This window comes from Tsukamurella pulmonis, from assembly GCF_900103175.1.
Lineage (GTDB): Bacteria > Actinomycetota > Actinomycetes > Mycobacteriales > Mycobacteriaceae > Tsukamurella > Tsukamurella pulmonis.
Genome location: NZ_FNLF01000002.1, coordinates 2,947,251 through 2,963,935, shown reverse-complemented (window position 1 = coordinate 2,963,935; position 16,685 = coordinate 2,947,251). Strand labels below are relative to the sequence as shown.

The window sequence follows — 16,685 nt, the reverse complement described above, 5'->3', positions numbered from 1 at the left end:
GCGCGCCCGGGATCGGCCGATTCGCCACGGGCGAACGGAAAATCAATTGTGAGTGGGCACTCACATCTGTACGCTCGGATTCGTGCCTGCGGCTAACGAAACCCGATCCCGCGCGCCGCACCTGCCGCCCGACGAGCGGCGCGCGGCGCTGATCGCGGCCACCCGGGACGCTCTCCTCGAGCACGGCGCCGTGCCCACCACCAAGCAGATCGCCGCGGCCGCCGGGGTCGCCGAGGGCACCATCTTCCGCGTCTTCGCCTCCAAGGAGGACCTGCTCGACGCCGTCATGCTCGAATCCTTCGACCCCGAGCCGCTGCTCGCGGAGATCGACGCCATCGACCCCGCCCTGCCGCTGCGGATGCGCCTGTACCGGTTCACCGAACTGGTCCAGGGCCGCTTCCAGCGGATCTTCGGCCTGATGGACGCCCTCGGCCTGGTCGCCCCGCCGCACACCCGCGACCGGGAGGCGCACCGTCGGGCGAAGGACGGCGGTCCGGCGCTCATGGCCCGGCTCCGCGGCGTCATCGGCGACGACGCCGATCAGCTCACCGTCCCGCCCGAGGAGGCCATCCACCTGCTCCGGCTGCTCACCTTCTCCGGCAGCCACCCGCACATCAGCGAGGGCGCGATCCTCGCCCCGCACCGCATCGTCGACGTCCTGCTCGACGGCATCGCAGCCCAGCCCCCGAGCTCCTCCGCACGAAGGACCAGCCACCCGTGACCCTGCTCAGACTCATCGCCGCGCACCTGCGGCCCTACCGCCCCTGGCTGCTCGCCGTGGCGGCCTTCCAGCTCGTCAGCGTCGTCGCCAACCTCGTACTGCCCAGCATCAACGCCAAGATCATCGACCTCGGCGTCACGCCGGGCGACACCGGCTACATCTGGCGGATGGGCGGGATCATGCTGGTGATCACGCTGTTCCAGGTGATCGCCGCCGGCGGCGCCACCTACTTCGCGGCCCGCAGCGCCATGGCCTTCGGCCGCGACACCCGGCGGTCCCTGTTCGGCCGGGTCCGCACGTTCTCCGGCCGCGAGGTCTCCGGTTTCGGCGCCGCCTCGCTCATCACCCGCACCACCAACGACGTGCAGCAGGTGCAGCTGCTCGTGCTCATGACCCTGTCGATGATGATCCAGGCCCCGTTCATGGCCGTCGGCGGCGTGATCATGGCGCTGCGCGAGGAGCCGGGCCTGGCCTGGCTCATGGTGGTCGCGGTGCCCGTGCTCGGCGCGGTCCTCGGCGTGGTGATCGCCAAGATGATCCCCGGCTTCCGCGTCGTGCAGACCCGGCTGGATTCGGTCAACAAGGTGCTGCGCGAACAGCTCACCGGCGTCCGGGTGATCCGGGCCTTCGTCCGCGAGCCCGTCGAGCGGGAGCGTTTCGACGGTGCCAACACCGCCCTCACCGGGGCCTCGATCCGCGTGATGCGGCTCATGGCGGTCATGTTCCCGTGGGTGATGCTGGTGCTCAACCTCTCCACTGTCGCCGTGTGGTGGTTCGGGTCGCACCTCATCGCCGACGGCACGGCGCAGATCGGCTCCGTCACCGCCTACATGCAGTACATGATGCAGATCCTCATGTCGGTGATGATGGCGACCTTCATGGTGATGATGGTCCCGCGCGCGTCCGTCGCCGCCGAGCGCATCAGCGGCGTGCTGGGGACCACCTCCACGGTCGCGCCGCCGGCGGACCCCGATCCGCTGCCCGCGATCACCGGCGCCGTCCAGCTCGACGACGTCACGATGTGCTACCCCGGCGCCGCGAAGCCGGTGCTGCAGAACGTGAATCTGGCGGCCCACCCCGGCGAGACGATCGCGATCATCGGGTCCACGGGCTCGGGGAAGACGACGCTGATCAACCTCCTCGCCCGCCTCTTCGACGCCACCGGCGGGGCCGTCCGCTACGACGGCGTGGACGTGCGCGATCTGCGCGCGGACGCCCTGTGGGGGCACGTCGGCCTGGTGCCGCAGCGCGCCTACCTCTTCAGCGGCACCGTCGCGAGCAACCTGCGCTTCGGCAACCCGGACGCGACCGACGACGAGCTCGCCGAGGCCCTGCGCATCGCGCAGGCGGCGGACTTCGTCGCCGAACTCGGCGGCCTCGACGCGCCGATCGCCCAGGGCGGCACCAACGTCTCCGGCGGGCAGCGCCAGCGGCTCGCGATCGCCCGCGCGCTCGTCGCGAAGCCCGCGATCTACCTCTTCGACGACAGCTTCTCCGCGCTCGACCTCGCGACGGACGCGAAGCTGCGGGCCGCACTGCGCCCGCACACCCGCGACGCGACGGTCGTCATCGTCGGCCAGCGGATCTCGACCATCGCGGGCGCCGATCAGATCCTGGTGCTCGAGGACGGCGAGGTCGTCGGTCAGGGCACCCACGCCGAACTGCTCGAGACCTGTCCCACCTATCAGGAGATCGCCGGCAGCCAGGCGACGGCGGGGAGTGCAGCATGACCGGACCGGGAGCGCGCGCCTCCGCCGCCGCGACGGCGGGCTCGCCCGCGCAGAAGCCCATGACCTTCTGGCCCTCACTGCGGCGGCTGCTCGGCCGCCTGCGGGAGCAGCGCGCGGCCATGGCCGCCGCGGTACTGCTCTCGATCGGCTCGGTCACCGCCGCGGTGATCGCGCCGAAGGTGATCGGCAGTGCGGTCGACGCGATCTACGACGGCTTCCGCTCGCAACTCCAGGGCGGGCCGGGCATCGACTTCGACCGGGTCGGCGCCATCCTCACCTGGGTGATCGCGCTCTTCGTGGTCAGTGCCGTCCTGCAGTACGCCCAGGGCTACCTGCTCAACGGCGCCGTGCAGCGGGTCATGTACTCGCTGCGCCGCGAGATCGAGGAGAAGCTCAACCGCCTGCCGCTGAGCTACTTCGACAAGCAGCCCCGCGGCGAGCTGCTCTCCCGCGTGACCAACGACATCGACAACCTCGGCCAGTCGCTGACCCAGGCGCTCAGCCAGCTCATCGTCTCGACGTTCACCGTGATCGGCGTGCTGATCATGATGCTCATCGTCTCGCCTCTGCTCACGGCCGTCGCGGTCGTCGTGATCCCGCTCATCGTGATCTTCGCGGGCCAGATCATGAAGCGCAGCCAGAAGCACTTCGTCGCGCAGTGGCGCTCCACCGGCTCGCTCAACGCCCAGGTCGAGGAGGCCTTCACCGGGCACGACCTGGTCACCGTCTACGGTCGCGGCGACGCGCTGCAGGAGCGCTTCGCGCAGGAGAACGACGCGTTGATGACGGCCAGTTACAAGGCGCAGTTCCTCTCCGGCCTGGTCATGCCGATCAGCATGTTCGTCGGCAACCTGCAGTACGTGGCGGTGTGCGTCGTCGGCGGCCTGCGGGTCGCGGCCGGCGGCATGAGCCTGGGGGACGTGATCGCGTTCATCCAGTACTCGCGCCAGTTCACCCAGCCGGTCACCCAGATCGCGTCGATGGTGAACATGCTGCAGTCGGGCGTGGCCTCCGCCGAGCGCGTCTTCGCGATCCTCGACGCGCAGGAGCAGGAGGCGGAGCGGCCCGGGGAGCTGCCCGAACCCACGCGGGGGCGCGTCGCGTTCGAGGACGTCTCCTTCGGGTACAAGCGCGACGAGCCGCTGATCGAGGGGCTGAACCTCGTCGCCGAGCCCGGGCGCACCGTCGCCGTCGTCGGCCACACGGGCGCGGGCAAGACCACCCTGGTCAACCTGATCATGCGGTTCTACGAGCTCAGCGGCGGGCGGATCACCATCGACGGCGTCGACATCGCCGAGGTGGAGCGCGCCGACCTGCGCCGCCGGATGGGCATGGTGCTGCAGGACACCTGGCTGTTCGAGGGCACGATCATGGAGAACATCCGGTACGGCCGGCTCGACGCGACCGACGAGGAGGTCTACGCCGCCGCGCGCGCCACCTTCGTCGACCGGTTCGCGCACTCGCTGCCCGACGGCTACGACACCGTGCTCGACGACGAGTCGGGCAGCGTCTCCGCCGGCGAGAGGCAGCTGATCACCATCGCCCGCGCCTTCCTCGCCGAGCCCGCGATCCTCATCCTCGACGAGGCGACCAGCTCGGTGGACACGCGCACGGAGGTGCTGCTGCAGAAGGCGATGCACGCGCTGCGGGCGGACCGCACGAGTTTCGTGATCGCGCACCGCCTCTCGACGATCCGCGATGCGGACGTCATCGTCGTGATGGACCACGGGCGGATCGTCGAGCAGGGCTCGCACGACGAGTTGCTCGCGGCGGGCGGGCACTACGCCGGCCTGTACCGCGCGCAATTCGAGGGAGTGGAGATCTGACGGGCGGCCCGGCGAAGCTGATCGCCGCCGGGATCGCCGCGGGGCAGCGGGTTACGCTGGTCCTCGACGGATCGAACGATATGGGGCAGAAGCAGCGGACATGAGTGACGAACTCGCACCCGGGACGGTGATCGGCGGTTATCGGATCGAGCGGCGTCTCGGAACCGGTGGCATGGGCTCGGTCTACCTCGCCAAGCACCCGGAGTTGCCCCGCTACGACGCGCTCAAGGTGCTGGGCGCGTCCTATTCGGGCGACGAGGCCTTCCGCAAGCGCTTCCTGCGCGAGGCCGAGCTCGCGGCCCGGCTCGATCACCCGCACGTGGTCACGATCTACAACCGCGGCACCGAGGGGGCCCGGCTGTGGATCGCCATGCAGTACGTCCAGGGCGACGACTGCTCGGTGCTGCTCAAGCGCAGCCCGACGGGGCTCGACCCGGCAGTAGCGGTGGAGATCGTCTCCCAGATCGGCCGCGGCCTCGACCGCGCGCACCGCGCCGGCCTGCTGCACCGTGACATCAAGCCGGCCAACATCCTGGTCGCCGCCGGCGACGACGGCGACGACGCGGACGAGCGGCGCGCCCTGCTCACCGACTTCGGCGTGGCCAAGGGCGGCGAGGACACCTCGCAGCTCACGGCTGTCGGCACCGTGCTCGCCACCCTCGCCTACGCCTCGCCCGAGCAACTGTGCGGCGAGGAGCTGGACTCCCGCTCGGACCAGTACTCGCTCGCCGCGACCTTCTTCCACCTGGTGACGGGCAAGGTGCCCTACACCGGTGCCAGCACCGACGCCGTGATCGACGCCCACTTCAACGCGCCGCCGCCGCGGATCTCGCAGATCCGCGAGGGCGTTCCGCCCGCGGTCGACGCGGTCGTCGCGCGCGGGCTCGGCAAGACGCCCGCGGAACGGTTCGCCACGTGCAAGGAGTTCGCCACCGCGCTCAAGTCCGCGATGACGGCGCCCGCCGCGCGCCCGGCGCCACGGCCGGTGCCCCGCCCGGCGCCGCCGGGCTATGCGCCGGGCCCCGGGCATCCGTCCGGCCCGCAGCGCCCCATGGCCGGGGCGCGCCCGGCCGCTCCGTCGCCCCGCCCGTCCGCCCCGTCGCCCCGGGCCTCCGCGCCCGTGCAGCGGACCGTCGCCCCGGGCATCCGGGGCCAGGCGAACCGTCCCGCCCCGCCCGCCGCCCGGCCGCAGCCCCCGCTCGCGCCGCAGCCGCTGCACGGCGCGGGCGCGCCCTCGGGCGGCATGCCGCGTCCGCCGGCGCCCCGTCCGCAGGCCGCGCAGCAGCCCGCCGCGGCGCCCGCGAAGGCCCCGGCGCAGTCCGGGATCCCGCCCGCGGTCCTGGTGCTGGTGGGGGTGGCGGGGATCGCGTTGCTGGTGTTGATCTTGGTCATCGCCTTCGGCTGACGATCCGTCGGAGGTGTCGGTGCGAGCGCCTACACTGCGTAATGACAGCGATGAGATTCTTCCCCCGGAGGTGAACAGCCCATGACCTCGGCCGCCGGCTCGTTCGTGCATCTGCACAACCACACCGAGTACTCGATGCTCGACGGTGCGGCCAAGGTCGATCCGTTGTTCGCGGAGGCCAAGCGCCTGGGGATGACCGCGGTGGGCATGTCCGACCACGGCAACATGTTCGGTGCGTCGGATTTCTACAACACGGCGCGCAAGTACGACATCAAGCCGATCATCGGGATCGAGGCGTATATCGCGCCGGAGTCGCGGTTCAACACCAAGCGCGTCAAGTGGGGCGATCCGTCGCAGAAGAGCGACGACGTCTCCGGTTCGGGCGCCTACACCCACATGACGATGGTGGCGGAGAACGCCACGGGCCTGCGCAACCTGTTCAAGCTCAGCTCGCTCGCCTCCATCGAGGGGCAGCTGGGCAAGTGGTCCCGGATGGATGCGGAGATCATCGCCGAGCACGCCGAGGGCATCATCGCCACCACGGGCTGCCCGTCGGGGGAGGTGCAGACGCGCCTGCGGCTCGGGCACGAGCGGGAGGCGCTGGAGGCGGCCGCCAAGTGGCAGGAGATCTTCGGTAAGGAGAACTTCTTCCTCGAGCTCATGGACCACGGCATCGACATCGAGCGCCGGGTCCGCGAGGGGCTGCTGAACATCGGCCGCCAGCTGGGCATCAAGCCGCTGGCCACGAACGACTGCCACTACGTCACCAAGGACAAGGCGGAGTCGCACGGGGCGCTGCTGTGCATCCAGACCGGCAAGACGCTGTCGGATCCCACGCGTTTCCAGTTCGACGGTGACGGTTACTACCTCAAGTCCGCGCAGGAGATGCGCGAGCTGTGGGACTCGCAGGTGCCGGGCGCGTGCGATTCGACCGTCGAGATCGGCGAGCGCGTCCAGTCCTACGCGGAGGTGTGGGAGCACAAGGACCGGATGCCGCGCTTCCCGGTGCCGGAGAACCACACGCAGGAGTCCTTCCTCGAGTCCGAGGTGATGGACGGCCTGCAGCGGCGCTTCCCGGAGAGCGGTCCGCCGGCGGACTACGTCGAGCGCGCGAAGTACGAGCTCTCGGTCATCAACGAGATGGGCTTCCCGGCCTACTTCCTCGTCGTCGGTGACCTGATCGCGCACGCGCACGAGGTCGGCATCCGCGTGGGCCCGGGCCGTGGTTCGGCGGCGGGTTCGCTGGTGGCGTGGGCGTTGGGCATCACCAATATCGACCCGATCCCGCACGGCCTGCTGTTCGAGCGGTTCCTCAATCCCGAGCGCGTGTCGATGCCCGATATCGATATCGACTTCGACGATCGTCGCCGCGGCGAGATGATCACCTACGCCTCGGAGAAGTGGGGCTCGGACAAGGTGGCCCAGGTCATCACGTTCGGCACCATCAAGACCAAGGCCGCCATCAAGGACTCGGCCCGCGTCATCTACGGCCAGCCCGGCTACTCGATCGCCGATCGCATCACCAAGGCGCTCCCGCCGCCCATCATGGCCAAGGACATCTCGGTCAAGGGCATCACGGATCCGGAGCACGAGCGGTACAAGGAGGCCGTCGAGGTCCGGCAACTGATCGAGACCGATCCGGACGTCTCCAAGATCTACGACATGGCGCTCGGGCTCGAGGGGCTGATCCGTAACGCGGGCGTGCACGCCTGCGCGGTCATCATGTCGTGTGATCCGCTCACGGATGCGATCCCGGTGTGGAAGCGCGCGCAGGACGGCGCGATCATCACCGGCTGGGACTACCCGTCGTGCGAGGCCATCGGCCTGCTGAAGATGGACTTCCTGGGGCTGCGCAACCTCACCGTGATCGGTGACGCGCTGGCCAACATCAAGCACAACCGCGGCATCGACCTGAACATGGACGAGCTGCCGATCGACGACGAGACCACCTATGAGCTCCTCCAGCGGGGCAACACGCTCGGCGTCTTCCAGCTCGACGGCGGTCCCATGCGGGATCTCCTGCGGCGCATGCAGCCCACCAAGTTCGAGGACATCGTCGCGGTCGGCGCGCTCTACCGCCCGGGTCCGATGGGCATGAACGCGCACAACGACTACGCGGATCGCAAGAACGGCCGGCAGCAGGTCAAGCCGATCCATCCGGAGCTCGAGGAGCCGCTCAAGGAGATCCTCGCGGACACGTTCGGCCTGATCGTGTTCCAGGAGCAGATCATGCAGATCGCGCAGAAGGTCGCCGGGTACAGCCTCGGCCAGGCCGACATCCTGCGCCGCGCGATGGGTAAGAAGAAGAAAGAGGTCCTCGACGAGGCCTACGGCGGCTTCCAGCAGGGCATGCTCGACAACGGCTTCTCGCAGGCCGCGATCACCGCGCTGTGGGAGACGGTCCTCCCGTTCGCCGGCTACGCGTTCAACAAGTCGCACGCCGCCGCCTACGGCCTGGTCTCGTACTGGACCGCCTACCTCAAGGCGAACTACCCCGCCGAGTACATGGCCGCGCTGCTCACCTCCGTCGGCGACGACAAGGACAAGGCCGCCATCTACCTCGGCGACTGTCGTCGCCTCGGGATCACCGTGCTGCCGCCGGACGTCAACGAGTCCTTCCACGCCTTCACCTCGGTCGGTGAGGACATCCGCTTCGGCATGGGCTCGGTGCGCAACGTCGGCGAGGGCGTGGTCGCCTCCATCGTCAGGACGCGCGAGGAGAAGGGGAACTTCACCTCGTTCTCCGACTACCTCGCCAAGATCGAGGTCGCGGCCTGCTCGAAGAAGGTCACCGAGTCCCTCATCAAGGCGGGCGGTTTCGATTCGCTCGATCACCCGCGCAAGGGCCTGCTGCTGGTGCACGCCGACGCCATCGAGTCGGTGCTCTCCACCAAGAAGGCCGAGGCCGTGGGCCAGTTCGATCTCTTCGGTTCCATGGGGGAGGAGGACGGTGCGGCGGGGCCCATCGACGACGTCTTCACCATCAAGGTTCCGGACGAGGAATGGGACGGCAAGCACAAGCTCGCCCTCGAGCGCGAGATGCTCGGCCTCTACGTCTCCGCGCACCCGCTCGACGGTGTCGAGCACGTCATCGCCGCGCAGACCGATACGCCGATCCCCGCGATCGTCGAGGGCGACGTCAAGGACGGCACCCAGGTCACCGTCGGCGGCATCCTGCAGTCGGTGAACCGGCGCGTGAACAAGAACGGCGCGCCGTTCGCCTCGGCGCAGATCGAGGACCTCTCCGGTGGTATCGAGGTGTTCTTCTTCCCGCAGGCCTACGCGGCGTACGGCGCCGAGGTGGTTGAGGACGCGGTGGTGCTGATCAAGGCGCGCGTGAACTTCCGCGACGACAAGGTGACGCTGATCGCCAACGACATCGCGCCGATCGACCTCTCGCAGATCGGTGTGGCGAAGCCGCTCGCGCTCACCATGCAGACGCGGGTGTGCACGCAGGACAAGGTCTCCGCGCTCAAGCAGGTGCTGCAGCGCCACCCCGGCGTCTCCGACGTGCACGTCAAGCTCGTCAGCGGCGAGAAGGCGACCACCCTGCGGCTCGACGACACCCTCCGGGTGAACCCGTCCTCGTCGCTGATGGGTGATCTCAAGGCGTTGCTCGGCCCCAACTGCCTGGCCTGAGCCCGCGACGAGAAAAGGCCGCCGAGGAGATCCTCGGCGGCCTTTTCTCGTTCGTGCCCGGCGGCGTCAGTCGCGGGCGTGCACCGCGCGGGCGGCCCACCACACGACCACACCGGCGCCCGTGGCGGCCAGGACTGCCGGGGCGAAGGATGCGGCGCCGGTGGCCAGCGTCAGCAGTGCGCCGAGGGCCAGGACGAGCAGCGCGGCGACCAGCGACTCCGCCTTGTAGCGGGGCCACGCGACACCGAAGACGTCGACGGTGGACCGGCGCGCGGCGGCGCGGTGATCGGAAGTCGAGGTTGCGGTGAAGGTGGTCATGGGGTTCACCCTACCCCGCGACCGAGGTTTCGGCTACCCGAACTCACGCTCCGAGGGGGCGATCTGGGATGATGGGACACGTGTTGCGCTGGATCACCGCTGGAGAATCGCACGGCCCCGCCCTCGTGGCCCTCATGGAGGGCATGGTCGCGGGCGTCGAGGTCACATCGTCGGACATCGCCGCCCAGTTGGCGCGGCGCCGACTGGGCTACGGTCGCGGTGCGCGCATGAAGTTCGAGGCCGACAAGGTGACGATCCTCGGCGGCGTCCGGCACGGCCGCACCCAGGTGGGCCCCGTCGCCATCGAGATCGGCAACACCGAGTGGCCGAAGTGGGAGCAGGTCATGGCGGCCGACCCCGTCGAGCAGGAACTGCTCGACGGCATGGCGCGCAACGCGCCGCTCACCCGGCCGCGGCCCGGTCACGCCGACTACTCGGGCATGCTCAAGTACGGCTTCGACGACGCGCGCCCCGTCCTCGAGCGTGCGAGCGCGCGGGAGACCGCCGCGCGGGTCGCCGCCGGCACCGTCGCCCGTAACTTCCTGCGCCAGGCCTTCGGGGCCGAGGTCATCAGCCACGTCATCTCCATCGGTGCGTCCGAGCCCTACGTCGGGTCGACGCCGACCGCCGGTGACCTGGAGCGCATCGACGCCTCGCCCGTGCGCGCGTTCGACGAGGCCGCCGAGCAGTCGATGATCGCCGAGATCGAGGCCGCCAAGAAGGACGGCGACACCCTGGGCGGTGTCGTCGAGGTCGTCGTGACCGGCCTGCCCGTGGGCATCGGCTCCGTCGCCTCGGGTGAGGACCGCCTCGACGGGCGCCTGGCCGCCGCGCTGATGGGCATCCAGGCGATCAAGGGCGTCGAGGTCGGCGACGGCTTCGAGACCGCCCGCCGTCGCGGCAGCGTCGCGCACGACGAGATGCTGCCCGACAAGGGTGGAGTCCTGCGCTCGACGAACCGCGCCGGCGGCGTCGAGGGCGGCATGACCAACGGCGAGTCCCTGCGCGTGCGCGCGGCCATGAAGCCGATCTCGACCGTCCCGCGCGCGCTGCGCACCATCGACATGCAGACCGGCACCGAGGCCGTCGCGATCCACCAGCGCAGCGACGTCTGCGCGGTGCCCGCCGCGGGCGTGGTGGCCGAGGCCATGGTGGCGCTCGTCGTCGCGCAGGCGGCGCTCGAGAAGTTCGGCGGCGACAGCCTCGCCGAGACCCGCAGCAACATCGAGAGGTACTCCGAGCAGGTGGCGGCGCGGTTGCAGCGGGTGACGCCCGAGGCGATCTGATGGCGGGCGCGCCCCGGGAGCCGGGGCCCGCGGCGATCCTCATCGGCCCGCCCGGCGCGGGGAAGACGACCATCGGTCGTCGGCTGGCCCGCGCGCTGCGGGTCGAGTTCCTCGACGTCGACGAGGAGATCGAGCGCCGCGAGGGCCGGTCCATCCCACAGATCTTCGCCGGCGACGGCGAGCCCGCCTTCCGGGCGATCGAGGAGTCCGTCGTCGCCGATGTGGTCGCGCACCACCCGGGCGTGGTCTCGCTCGGCGGCGGCGCGGTGCTCTCGGAGACCACCCGCACGTTGCTGCGCCGGCATCAGGTGGTCTACCTCGAGCTGACCGAGGAGGAGGGGATCCGGCGCACCGTCAACCCGGCCGCGTCGAACCGCCCGCTCCTCAAGGGGGCCGACCCCGCAGCCGCCTATCGCGCGCTCATGGCGCGTCGCACGCCGATCTACCGTGAACTCGCGACGATCCGCGTCTCCACCGTCGGCCGCGCCCCGTCGTCGGTCGTCCGGCAGGTGCAGCGGCGCCTCAAGGACACCGCCCCCGGCCGGGAGCGCCGCGGCCCCTGGCCGAAGCTTCCCACCGTCCTCCGCACGTCCACCAAGAATCGATCGGAGTAAGAAGATGAGCGAGACCCCGGTGCAGGTGCGCGTCAACGCCGCCAGCCCCTACGACGTGGTGATCGGTCGCGGCCTGCTGGACGAGACCGTCGCGGCCGCGGGGGAGGCCACCAAGGCCGCCGTCTTCTACCAGCCGACGCTCGCCGAGACCGCCGAGGCGCTGCGGCAGGCCCTGGCGGACAAGGGGATCGACGCGCACCGCATCGAGCTGCCCGACGCGGAGGCCGGCAAGGACCTGCAGGTCGCCGGGTTCTGCTGGGAGGTGCTCGGCCGCATCGGTCTGAGCCGCCAGGACGTGATCTACAGTCTCGGCGGCGGCGCCGCGACCGACGTCACCGGCTTCGTGGCGGCCACCTGGATGCGCGGGGTTCCCGTGGTGCACATCCCCACGACCCTGCTCGCCATGGTCGACGCGGCGGTCGGCGGCAAGACCGGCATCAACACCGACGCCGGCAAGAACCTGGTGGGCTCGTTCCACGAGCCGCGCGCGGTGATCGTGGACCTGGTGACGCTGGAGACGGTGCCGCGCAACGAGATCGTCGCCGGGATGGCCGAGGTGATCAAGACCGGCTTCATCGCCGATCCCGTCATCCTCGATCTGATCGAGAAGGACCCGCAGGCCGCGCTCGACCCCACCGGCGCGGTGCTGCCCGAGCTGGTGCGCCGCTCCATCGAGGTCAAGGCGCAGGTCGTCTCCGCCGACCTCAAGGAGGCCTCGCTGCGGGAGATCCTCAACTACGGCCACACCCTGGCGCACGCGCTCGAGCGGCGCGAGCGCTACCGCTGGCGCCACGGCGCCGCGGTCTCGGTCGGCCTGATCTACGCCGCGGAGCTCGGGCGCCTGGCGGGCCGTCTCGACGACGCGACCGCGGACCGGCACCGCAGCGTGCTCGAGTCGGTGGGCCTGCCCACGAGCTACGACGCCGACGCCTTCGGCCAGCTGCTGGAGTACATGGGCAAGGACAAGAAGAACCGGGCCGGCGTGCTGCGCTTCGTCGTGCTCGACGGCCTGGCGCGCCCCGGCCGCCTGGAGGGCCCGGACCCGTCGCTGCTCGTCGCGGCCTACTCCGCCGTCGCCAAGGAGGGCACCGAGCCGTCGGGCTCGATCCTGCTCTGACGCCTCAGAGTCCGAGCAGGTCCGCGATGCGCTCGAGGGTGTAGTCGAACATCGCGTCCGCGGGCTCGAGGGTGTTCGCGAACTGGCCGAACAGCTCGAAGCTCACGGCGCCGAACAGCTGTGTCCAGGCCAGGAGCGCCAACGCGAGCTGTGCGGGCTCGGCCTCCGGCGCCACGGCCTCGGCCACGGCGCGCAGCTGCTCGGCGTAGGCGCCCGACGGTGCCGGCGCCTCGCCGTGCCCGAGCGCCGCGATCCGGGCGAGGGCGCCGGACGTACGGATCGCCGCCGCGGTCGTCTCCGCCGGGGCGTGGTACCCGGGAACCGGCGAACCGTAGAGCAGTGTGTACTCGTGCGGGTGCGCGCGGGCCCAGTCGCGCACGGCGTGCCCGGCCGCGCGCCATCGCTCGCGCGGGCCTCCCGTCGCCGCTGCGTCCGCGGCCTCGACGGCGTCGCCGAGCGCGGCGTAGGCCTCGGTGATGAGGGCGGTGAGCAGCGCGTCCCGGCTGGGGAAGTAGCGGTACACGGCGGACGAGGCCAGGCCGAGATCGCGCGCCACCGCGCGCAGCGACAGGGCCGCGGCCCCCACCTCCTGCAGCTGCTCCCGGGCGCTGCGGGTGATCTCGGCGGTCAGCTCGGCGCGGGCGCGCTCGCGGGCGGTCTGAGAGGCGTTCACGCCTCGATCATTGCACTGATCGGAAACGAGAGCACCGCTCTTGACAAGTGCGCCGTAGAGGTGGAGCATTGATTCATGACAAGAGCAGTGCTCACACTTGGAGGCTTTTCGTGACCGCACCCACCGTCGATCGCGTCCGTCCGGGTCGCGTCGCCGGCGCGTTCAACAGCGCCGTCGCCTGGCTCGCCCGCCGCGGCGTGTCCGTGTACGGCAGTCGGGAACTCGCGGTCCGCGGGCGGACGTCGGGCCAATGGCGGACGGTACCCGTCAACGTCCTGCGCGTCGACGGCGCCGAGTACCTCGTCGCAGCGCGCGGCGTCACCCAGTGGGTGCGGAACATGCGCGTCGCGGGCTGCGGTGAGTTGCGGCTCGGGCGCACCGTCGAGCCCTTCTCCGCGACCGAGGTCACCGATCCGGCCGCCAAGGTCGCGGTGCTGCGCGCCTACCTCCGGAAGTGGGCCTGGGAGGTCGGCGCCTTCTTCCCCGGCCTGACGGCCGACAGCAGTGACGGGGTGCTCGCCGCCGCTGCGGGCCGCTACCCGGTGTTCGCGCTGACGCGGACCCGATGACGCTGCCCGCGGGGCCGCGCGCCGGTACCGTCGAGGCGTGAGCGAGAGCAGGGTCATCGATCAGTCCAGCGGCGTGCTGGAGGTGCACACCGGCGTGGCCGGACGGTCCGCCCGGCTGGGGCACCGTCTCGTGCTCGCGCCGACGACGTGGCGGGTGTCCGTCGAGATCGACGGCGACCGTCCCGTCTCGATCGCGGTCACCGTCGACGCGGCCTCGCTGGAGGTCGTCTCGGGGGAGGGCGGGCTCACCCCGCTCAGCGCGCCCGAGCGCGCAGTGGCGACCGCCAACGCGCACCGCTCGCTCAAGGTGAAGGCGAACCCGTCGATCGAGTACCGCTCGGCGTCGATCGAGCCGACGGAGAACGGCTTCCGCGTCCAGGGCGAGCTCACGATCTGCGGCACCACGAAGCCCTGCGACTTCGCGCTGCTCTACCAGGACGCCGAGCCCGCGCCGGCGCTGTCGGTCGCCGTCCCGGTGCGGCAGACGGACTTCGGGATCAAGCCCTTCTCGCTGATGATGGGCACCTTGCAGGTGGCCGACGAGGTCACCGTCGTCGCGCGCGCCACGACCTGAGCCCGGCGACGCGGTCGTGACGGCCCCGCCGCCGCGATACCGTGGAGGGATGCCGCAGACCACCGCCGACCACGCCCGCCGCCGCGACCGGCTCCGCGCCGCGCTCGCGAGCCACGACCCCGCCCTCGACGCCCTGCTGGTCACCGACCTCGACAACGTGCGCTACCTCGCCGGCTTCACCGGCTCCAACGGCGCCCTGCTGATCGCGGCAGACCCCGCGCGGGATGCCATCGCCACCGACGGCCGCTACCTCACCCAAGTCGCCGAACAGTCCGGCGACCTGCGCGCGATCATCGAGCGCGACGTCGCGAAGGCCCTCCTCGCGGAGGCCGGCGGCACCGTCGGCTTCGAGGCGACGGCGCTGAGCTACGCCGACCACGCCCGGCTCGCGCCCGAGGCGCACCTGGTCCCGACGACGCGCCTGGTCGAGACGCTCCGCGAGGTCAAGGACGACGGCGAGATCGACCTGCTCCGAGAGGCCTGCGCGATCAGTGACCGCGCCCTCGCCGAACTCGTGGCGGAGGGCGCGATCCGCCCGGGCGTGACCGAGGCCCAGGTGGCCCGCCGGCTCGAGAACCTGATGCACGAATTCGGCGCGGAGGCGGTCGCGTTCGAGACGATCGTGGCCGCCGGGGCGAACTCGGCGATCCCGCACCACCGGCCCACGACCGCGTGGCTCGAGGCGGGCGACTTCGTCAAGATCGACTTCGGCGCCCGCTATCGCGGCTACCACGCCGACGAGACCCGCACCTTCGTCCTCGGTGAGCCGGCCGCCTGGCAGCGCGAGATCTACGACGTGGTCCGCGCCGCTCAGGCTGCCGGGCGCGAGGCCCTTGTCCCGGGAGCGGACGTGCGGGAGATCGACGGTGCCGCGCGCGCCGTGATCGAGGCCGCCGGCTACGGCGAGCAGTTCCTGCACGGACTCGGCCACGGCGTCGGTGTGCAGATCCACGAAGCCCCGACGCTGGGCAAACTCGGCAGCGGTACACTGTCCGACGGTGCTGTGGTCACCGTGGAACCGGGTGTGTACCTCCCGGGTCGTGGTGGAGTCCGCATCGAGGACACCCTCGTGGTCCGTGCGGACGGGCCGGAACTGCTGACGCGCACCACCAAAGACTTGATCGCACTCTAGGAGAATCGACACACCGTGGCATCGACTGCTGATTTCAAGAACGGCCTGGTCCTCAACCAGGAGGGCCAGTTGTGGCAGATCATCGAGTTCCAGCACGTGAAGCCGGGCAAGGGCCCCGCCTTCGTGCGTACGAAGCTCAAGAACGTCGTCTCCGGCAAGACGGTCGACAAGACCTTCAACGCCGGCGTCAAGGTCGAGGTCGCCACCGTCGACCGCCGTGACTTCAGCTACCTCTACCACGACGGCTCCGACTACGTCTTCATGGACGGCGAGACCTACGACCAGATCAACCTGGACGAGGCCAAGGTCGGCGAGGGCGCGAAGTTCCTGCTGGAGAACATGCAGGTCCAGGTCTCGATGCACGAGGGTGAGGCGCTCTTCGTCGAGCTCCCGATCTCGGCCGAGTACGTCGTGCAGCACACCGATCCGGGCCTGCAGGGCGACCGCTCCACCGGCGGCACCAAGCCCGCGACGCTGGAGACCGGTGCCGAGATCAACGTCCCGCTGTTCATCAACACCGGCGACAAGCTCAAGGTCGACACCCGTGACGGCAGCTACCTGGGGCGCGTGAACTCCTAAGTGCCCGAGCAGTCTGACAACCGGCGCCCGAAGAAGTCGGGCGCCCGACACCGGGCGCGCAAGCGCGCCGTCGACCTGCTGTTCGAGGCGGAGGCGCGCGACGTCACCGACCTCGACGGCCTGCTGGCGGACCGGCGGCAGCTCGCCGCCGACGACGCGGCGGTCGCGCCCGTCTCCGAGTACACCGCGACGCTGGTCACCGGCGTCGGCCTGGACCGCGACCAGATCGATTCCGTGATCTCCTCGCACCTGACCGGCTGGACGCTCGCGCGCCTGCCGGCCGTGGATCGCGCGATCATGCGCATCGCCGTCTGGGAGCTGTTCAACGCCGTCGACGTGCCGCCGGCCGTCGTGGTCGACGAGGCGGTCGAGCTCGCCAAGGAGCTCTCCACCGACGAGTCGCCGACGTACCTCAACGGCGTTCTGGGCAAGGTCGCCACGCTCGCGCCGCAGGTGCGTTCGGCCGCGGCGGCCGAGCCCGCCGAACGCCCCGAGTAGCCGG

Annotated in this window: 15 protein-coding genes; 13 read left to right on the top strand and 2 right to left on the bottom strand. The window is 70.7% G+C overall.

The annotated features are described in order from the left end of the window. Positions 1-82: 82 nt before the first annotated feature. The 5 genes from BLQ62_RS14520 (at position 83) to dnaE (ending at position 9,321) form a co-directional block, all read left to right on the top strand. Positions 83-721, top strand: a complete 639-nt coding sequence (locus tag BLQ62_RS14520; protein WP_160126308.1) for a TetR/AcrR family transcriptional regulator — start codon at positions 83-85, stop codon at positions 719-721. Then, entirely contained in the window at positions 718-2,451 is a 1,734-nt protein-coding gene (locus BLQ62_RS14515) for an ABC transporter ATP-binding protein (protein WP_231857745.1), read from the top strand. The genes BLQ62_RS14520 and BLQ62_RS14515 overlap by 4 nt, the downstream gene beginning before the upstream one ends. Next, positions 2,448-4,277, top strand: a complete 1,830-nt coding sequence (locus BLQ62_RS14510) for an ABC transporter ATP-binding protein (RefSeq protein WP_068568654.1) — start codon at positions 2,448-2,450, stop codon at positions 4,275-4,277. The genes BLQ62_RS14515 and BLQ62_RS14510 overlap by 4 nt, the downstream gene beginning before the upstream one ends. Before the next feature lie 100 nt (positions 4,278-4,377). Further along, positions 4,378-5,682, top strand: a complete 1,305-nt coding sequence (locus BLQ62_RS14505) for a serine/threonine-protein kinase (RefSeq protein WP_068568652.1) — start codon at positions 4,378-4,380, stop codon at positions 5,680-5,682. A gap of 81 nt (positions 5,683-5,763) precedes the next feature. Further along, the gene (gene dnaE, locus BLQ62_RS14500; protein WP_068568650.1) at positions 5,764-9,321 is read left to right on the top strand and encodes a DNA polymerase III subunit alpha; all 3,558 of its coding nucleotides are present in this window, start codon (positions 5,764-5,766) and stop codon (positions 9,319-9,321) included. Between the two features lie 66 nt (positions 9,322-9,387). Here the strand turns inward: dnaE and BLQ62_RS14495 are convergent, their stop codons facing one another. Next, positions 9,388-9,639: a hypothetical protein gene (locus BLQ62_RS14495; RefSeq protein WP_068534052.1), complete on the bottom strand. Its 252-nt coding sequence runs from the start codon at positions 9,637-9,639 to the stop codon at positions 9,388-9,390. A gap of 80 nt (positions 9,640-9,719) precedes the next feature. On the opposite strand from BLQ62_RS14495, the gene aroC reads away from it, so the two are divergent. The 3 genes from aroC to aroB are packed head-to-tail and all read left to right on the top strand — an operon-like array spanning position 9,720 to position 12,656. After that, entirely contained in the window at positions 9,720-10,925 is a 1,206-nt protein-coding gene (gene aroC, locus BLQ62_RS14490) for a chorismate synthase (RefSeq protein WP_082756979.1), read from the top strand. Beyond that, positions 10,925-11,539 carry a shikimate kinase gene (locus BLQ62_RS14485; RefSeq protein ID WP_068534050.1) on the top strand — a complete coding sequence of 205 codons (615 nt, stop codon included), beginning with the start codon at positions 10,925-10,927 and terminating at the stop codon, positions 11,537-11,539. The genes aroC and BLQ62_RS14485 overlap by 1 nt, the downstream gene beginning before the upstream one ends. Positions 11,540-11,543: 4 nt before the next feature. After that, positions 11,544-12,656 (top strand): 3-dehydroquinate synthase, encoded by a 1,113-nt coding sequence (aroB, locus tag BLQ62_RS14480; RefSeq protein ID WP_068534048.1) that lies wholly within the window; start codon positions 11,544-11,546, stop codon positions 12,654-12,656. A 4-nt stretch (positions 12,657-12,660) separates the two neighbouring features. Here aroB and BLQ62_RS14475 read toward each other — a convergent pair whose 3' ends face one another. Beyond that, on the bottom strand, positions 12,661-13,329 hold the full coding sequence (locus BLQ62_RS14475) for a TetR/AcrR family transcriptional regulator (protein ID WP_068568648.1): 669 nt from the start codon (positions 13,327-13,329) through the stop codon (positions 12,661-12,663). A 110-nt stretch (positions 13,330-13,439) separates the two neighbouring features. Between BLQ62_RS14475 and BLQ62_RS14470 the strand changes: the two genes are divergently transcribed. From BLQ62_RS14470 to nusB, 5 genes are read left to right on the top strand one after another with little or no spacing between them, the layout of a single operon-like run. After that, on the top strand, positions 13,440-13,898 hold the full coding sequence (locus BLQ62_RS14470) for a nitroreductase/quinone reductase family protein (RefSeq protein ID WP_068568646.1): 459 nt from the start codon (positions 13,440-13,442) through the stop codon (positions 13,896-13,898). 37 nt (positions 13,899-13,935) lie between these two features. Beyond that, the gene (locus tag BLQ62_RS14465; RefSeq protein ID WP_231857744.1) at positions 13,936-14,472 is read left to right on the top strand and encodes a YceI family protein; all 537 of its coding nucleotides are present in this window, start codon (positions 13,936-13,938) and stop codon (positions 14,470-14,472) included. Positions 14,473-14,521: 49 nt separating this feature from the next. Further along, positions 14,522-15,604, top strand: coding sequence for a M24 family metallopeptidase (locus tag BLQ62_RS14460; RefSeq protein ID WP_068534040.1), 1,083 nt, complete (start codon positions 14,522-14,524; stop codon positions 15,602-15,604). A gap of 15 nt (positions 15,605-15,619) precedes the next feature. Next, on the top strand, positions 15,620-16,183 hold the full coding sequence (gene efp / locus BLQ62_RS14455) for an elongation factor P (protein ID WP_068534038.1): 564 nt from the start codon (positions 15,620-15,622) through the stop codon (positions 16,181-16,183). Then, entirely contained in the window at positions 16,184-16,681 is a 498-nt protein-coding gene (nusB, locus tag BLQ62_RS14450; protein WP_068534036.1) for a transcription antitermination factor NusB, read from the top strand. Positions 16,682-16,685 lie beyond the last annotated feature (4 nt).

Bases quoted from the DNA above. Each gene is read 5' to 3' on its own strand.
- dnaE (WP_068568650.1), top strand. From the start codon at position 5,764: ATGACCTCGGCCGCCGGCTCGTTCGTGCATCTGCACAACCACACCGAG.
- BLQ62_RS14495 (WP_068534052.1), bottom strand. From the start codon at position 9,639: ATGACCACCTTCACCGCAACCTCGACTTCCGATCACCGCGCCGCCGCG.
- BLQ62_RS14510 (WP_068568654.1), top strand. From the start codon at position 2,448: ATGACCGGACCGGGAGCGCGCGCCTCCGCCGCCGCGACGGCGGGCTCG.
- aroB (WP_068534048.1), top strand. From the start codon at position 11,544: ATGAGCGAGACCCCGGTGCAGGTGCGCGTCAACGCCGCCAGCCCCTAC.
- BLQ62_RS14505 (WP_068568652.1), top strand. From the start codon at position 4,378: ATGAGTGACGAACTCGCACCCGGGACGGTGATCGGCGGTTATCGGATC.
- BLQ62_RS14485 (WP_068534050.1), top strand. From the start codon at position 10,925: ATGGCGGGCGCGCCCCGGGAGCCGGGGCCCGCGGCGATCCTCATCGGC.
- BLQ62_RS14460 (WP_068534040.1), top strand. From the start codon at position 14,522: ATGCCGCAGACCACCGCCGACCACGCCCGCCGCCGCGACCGGCTCCGC.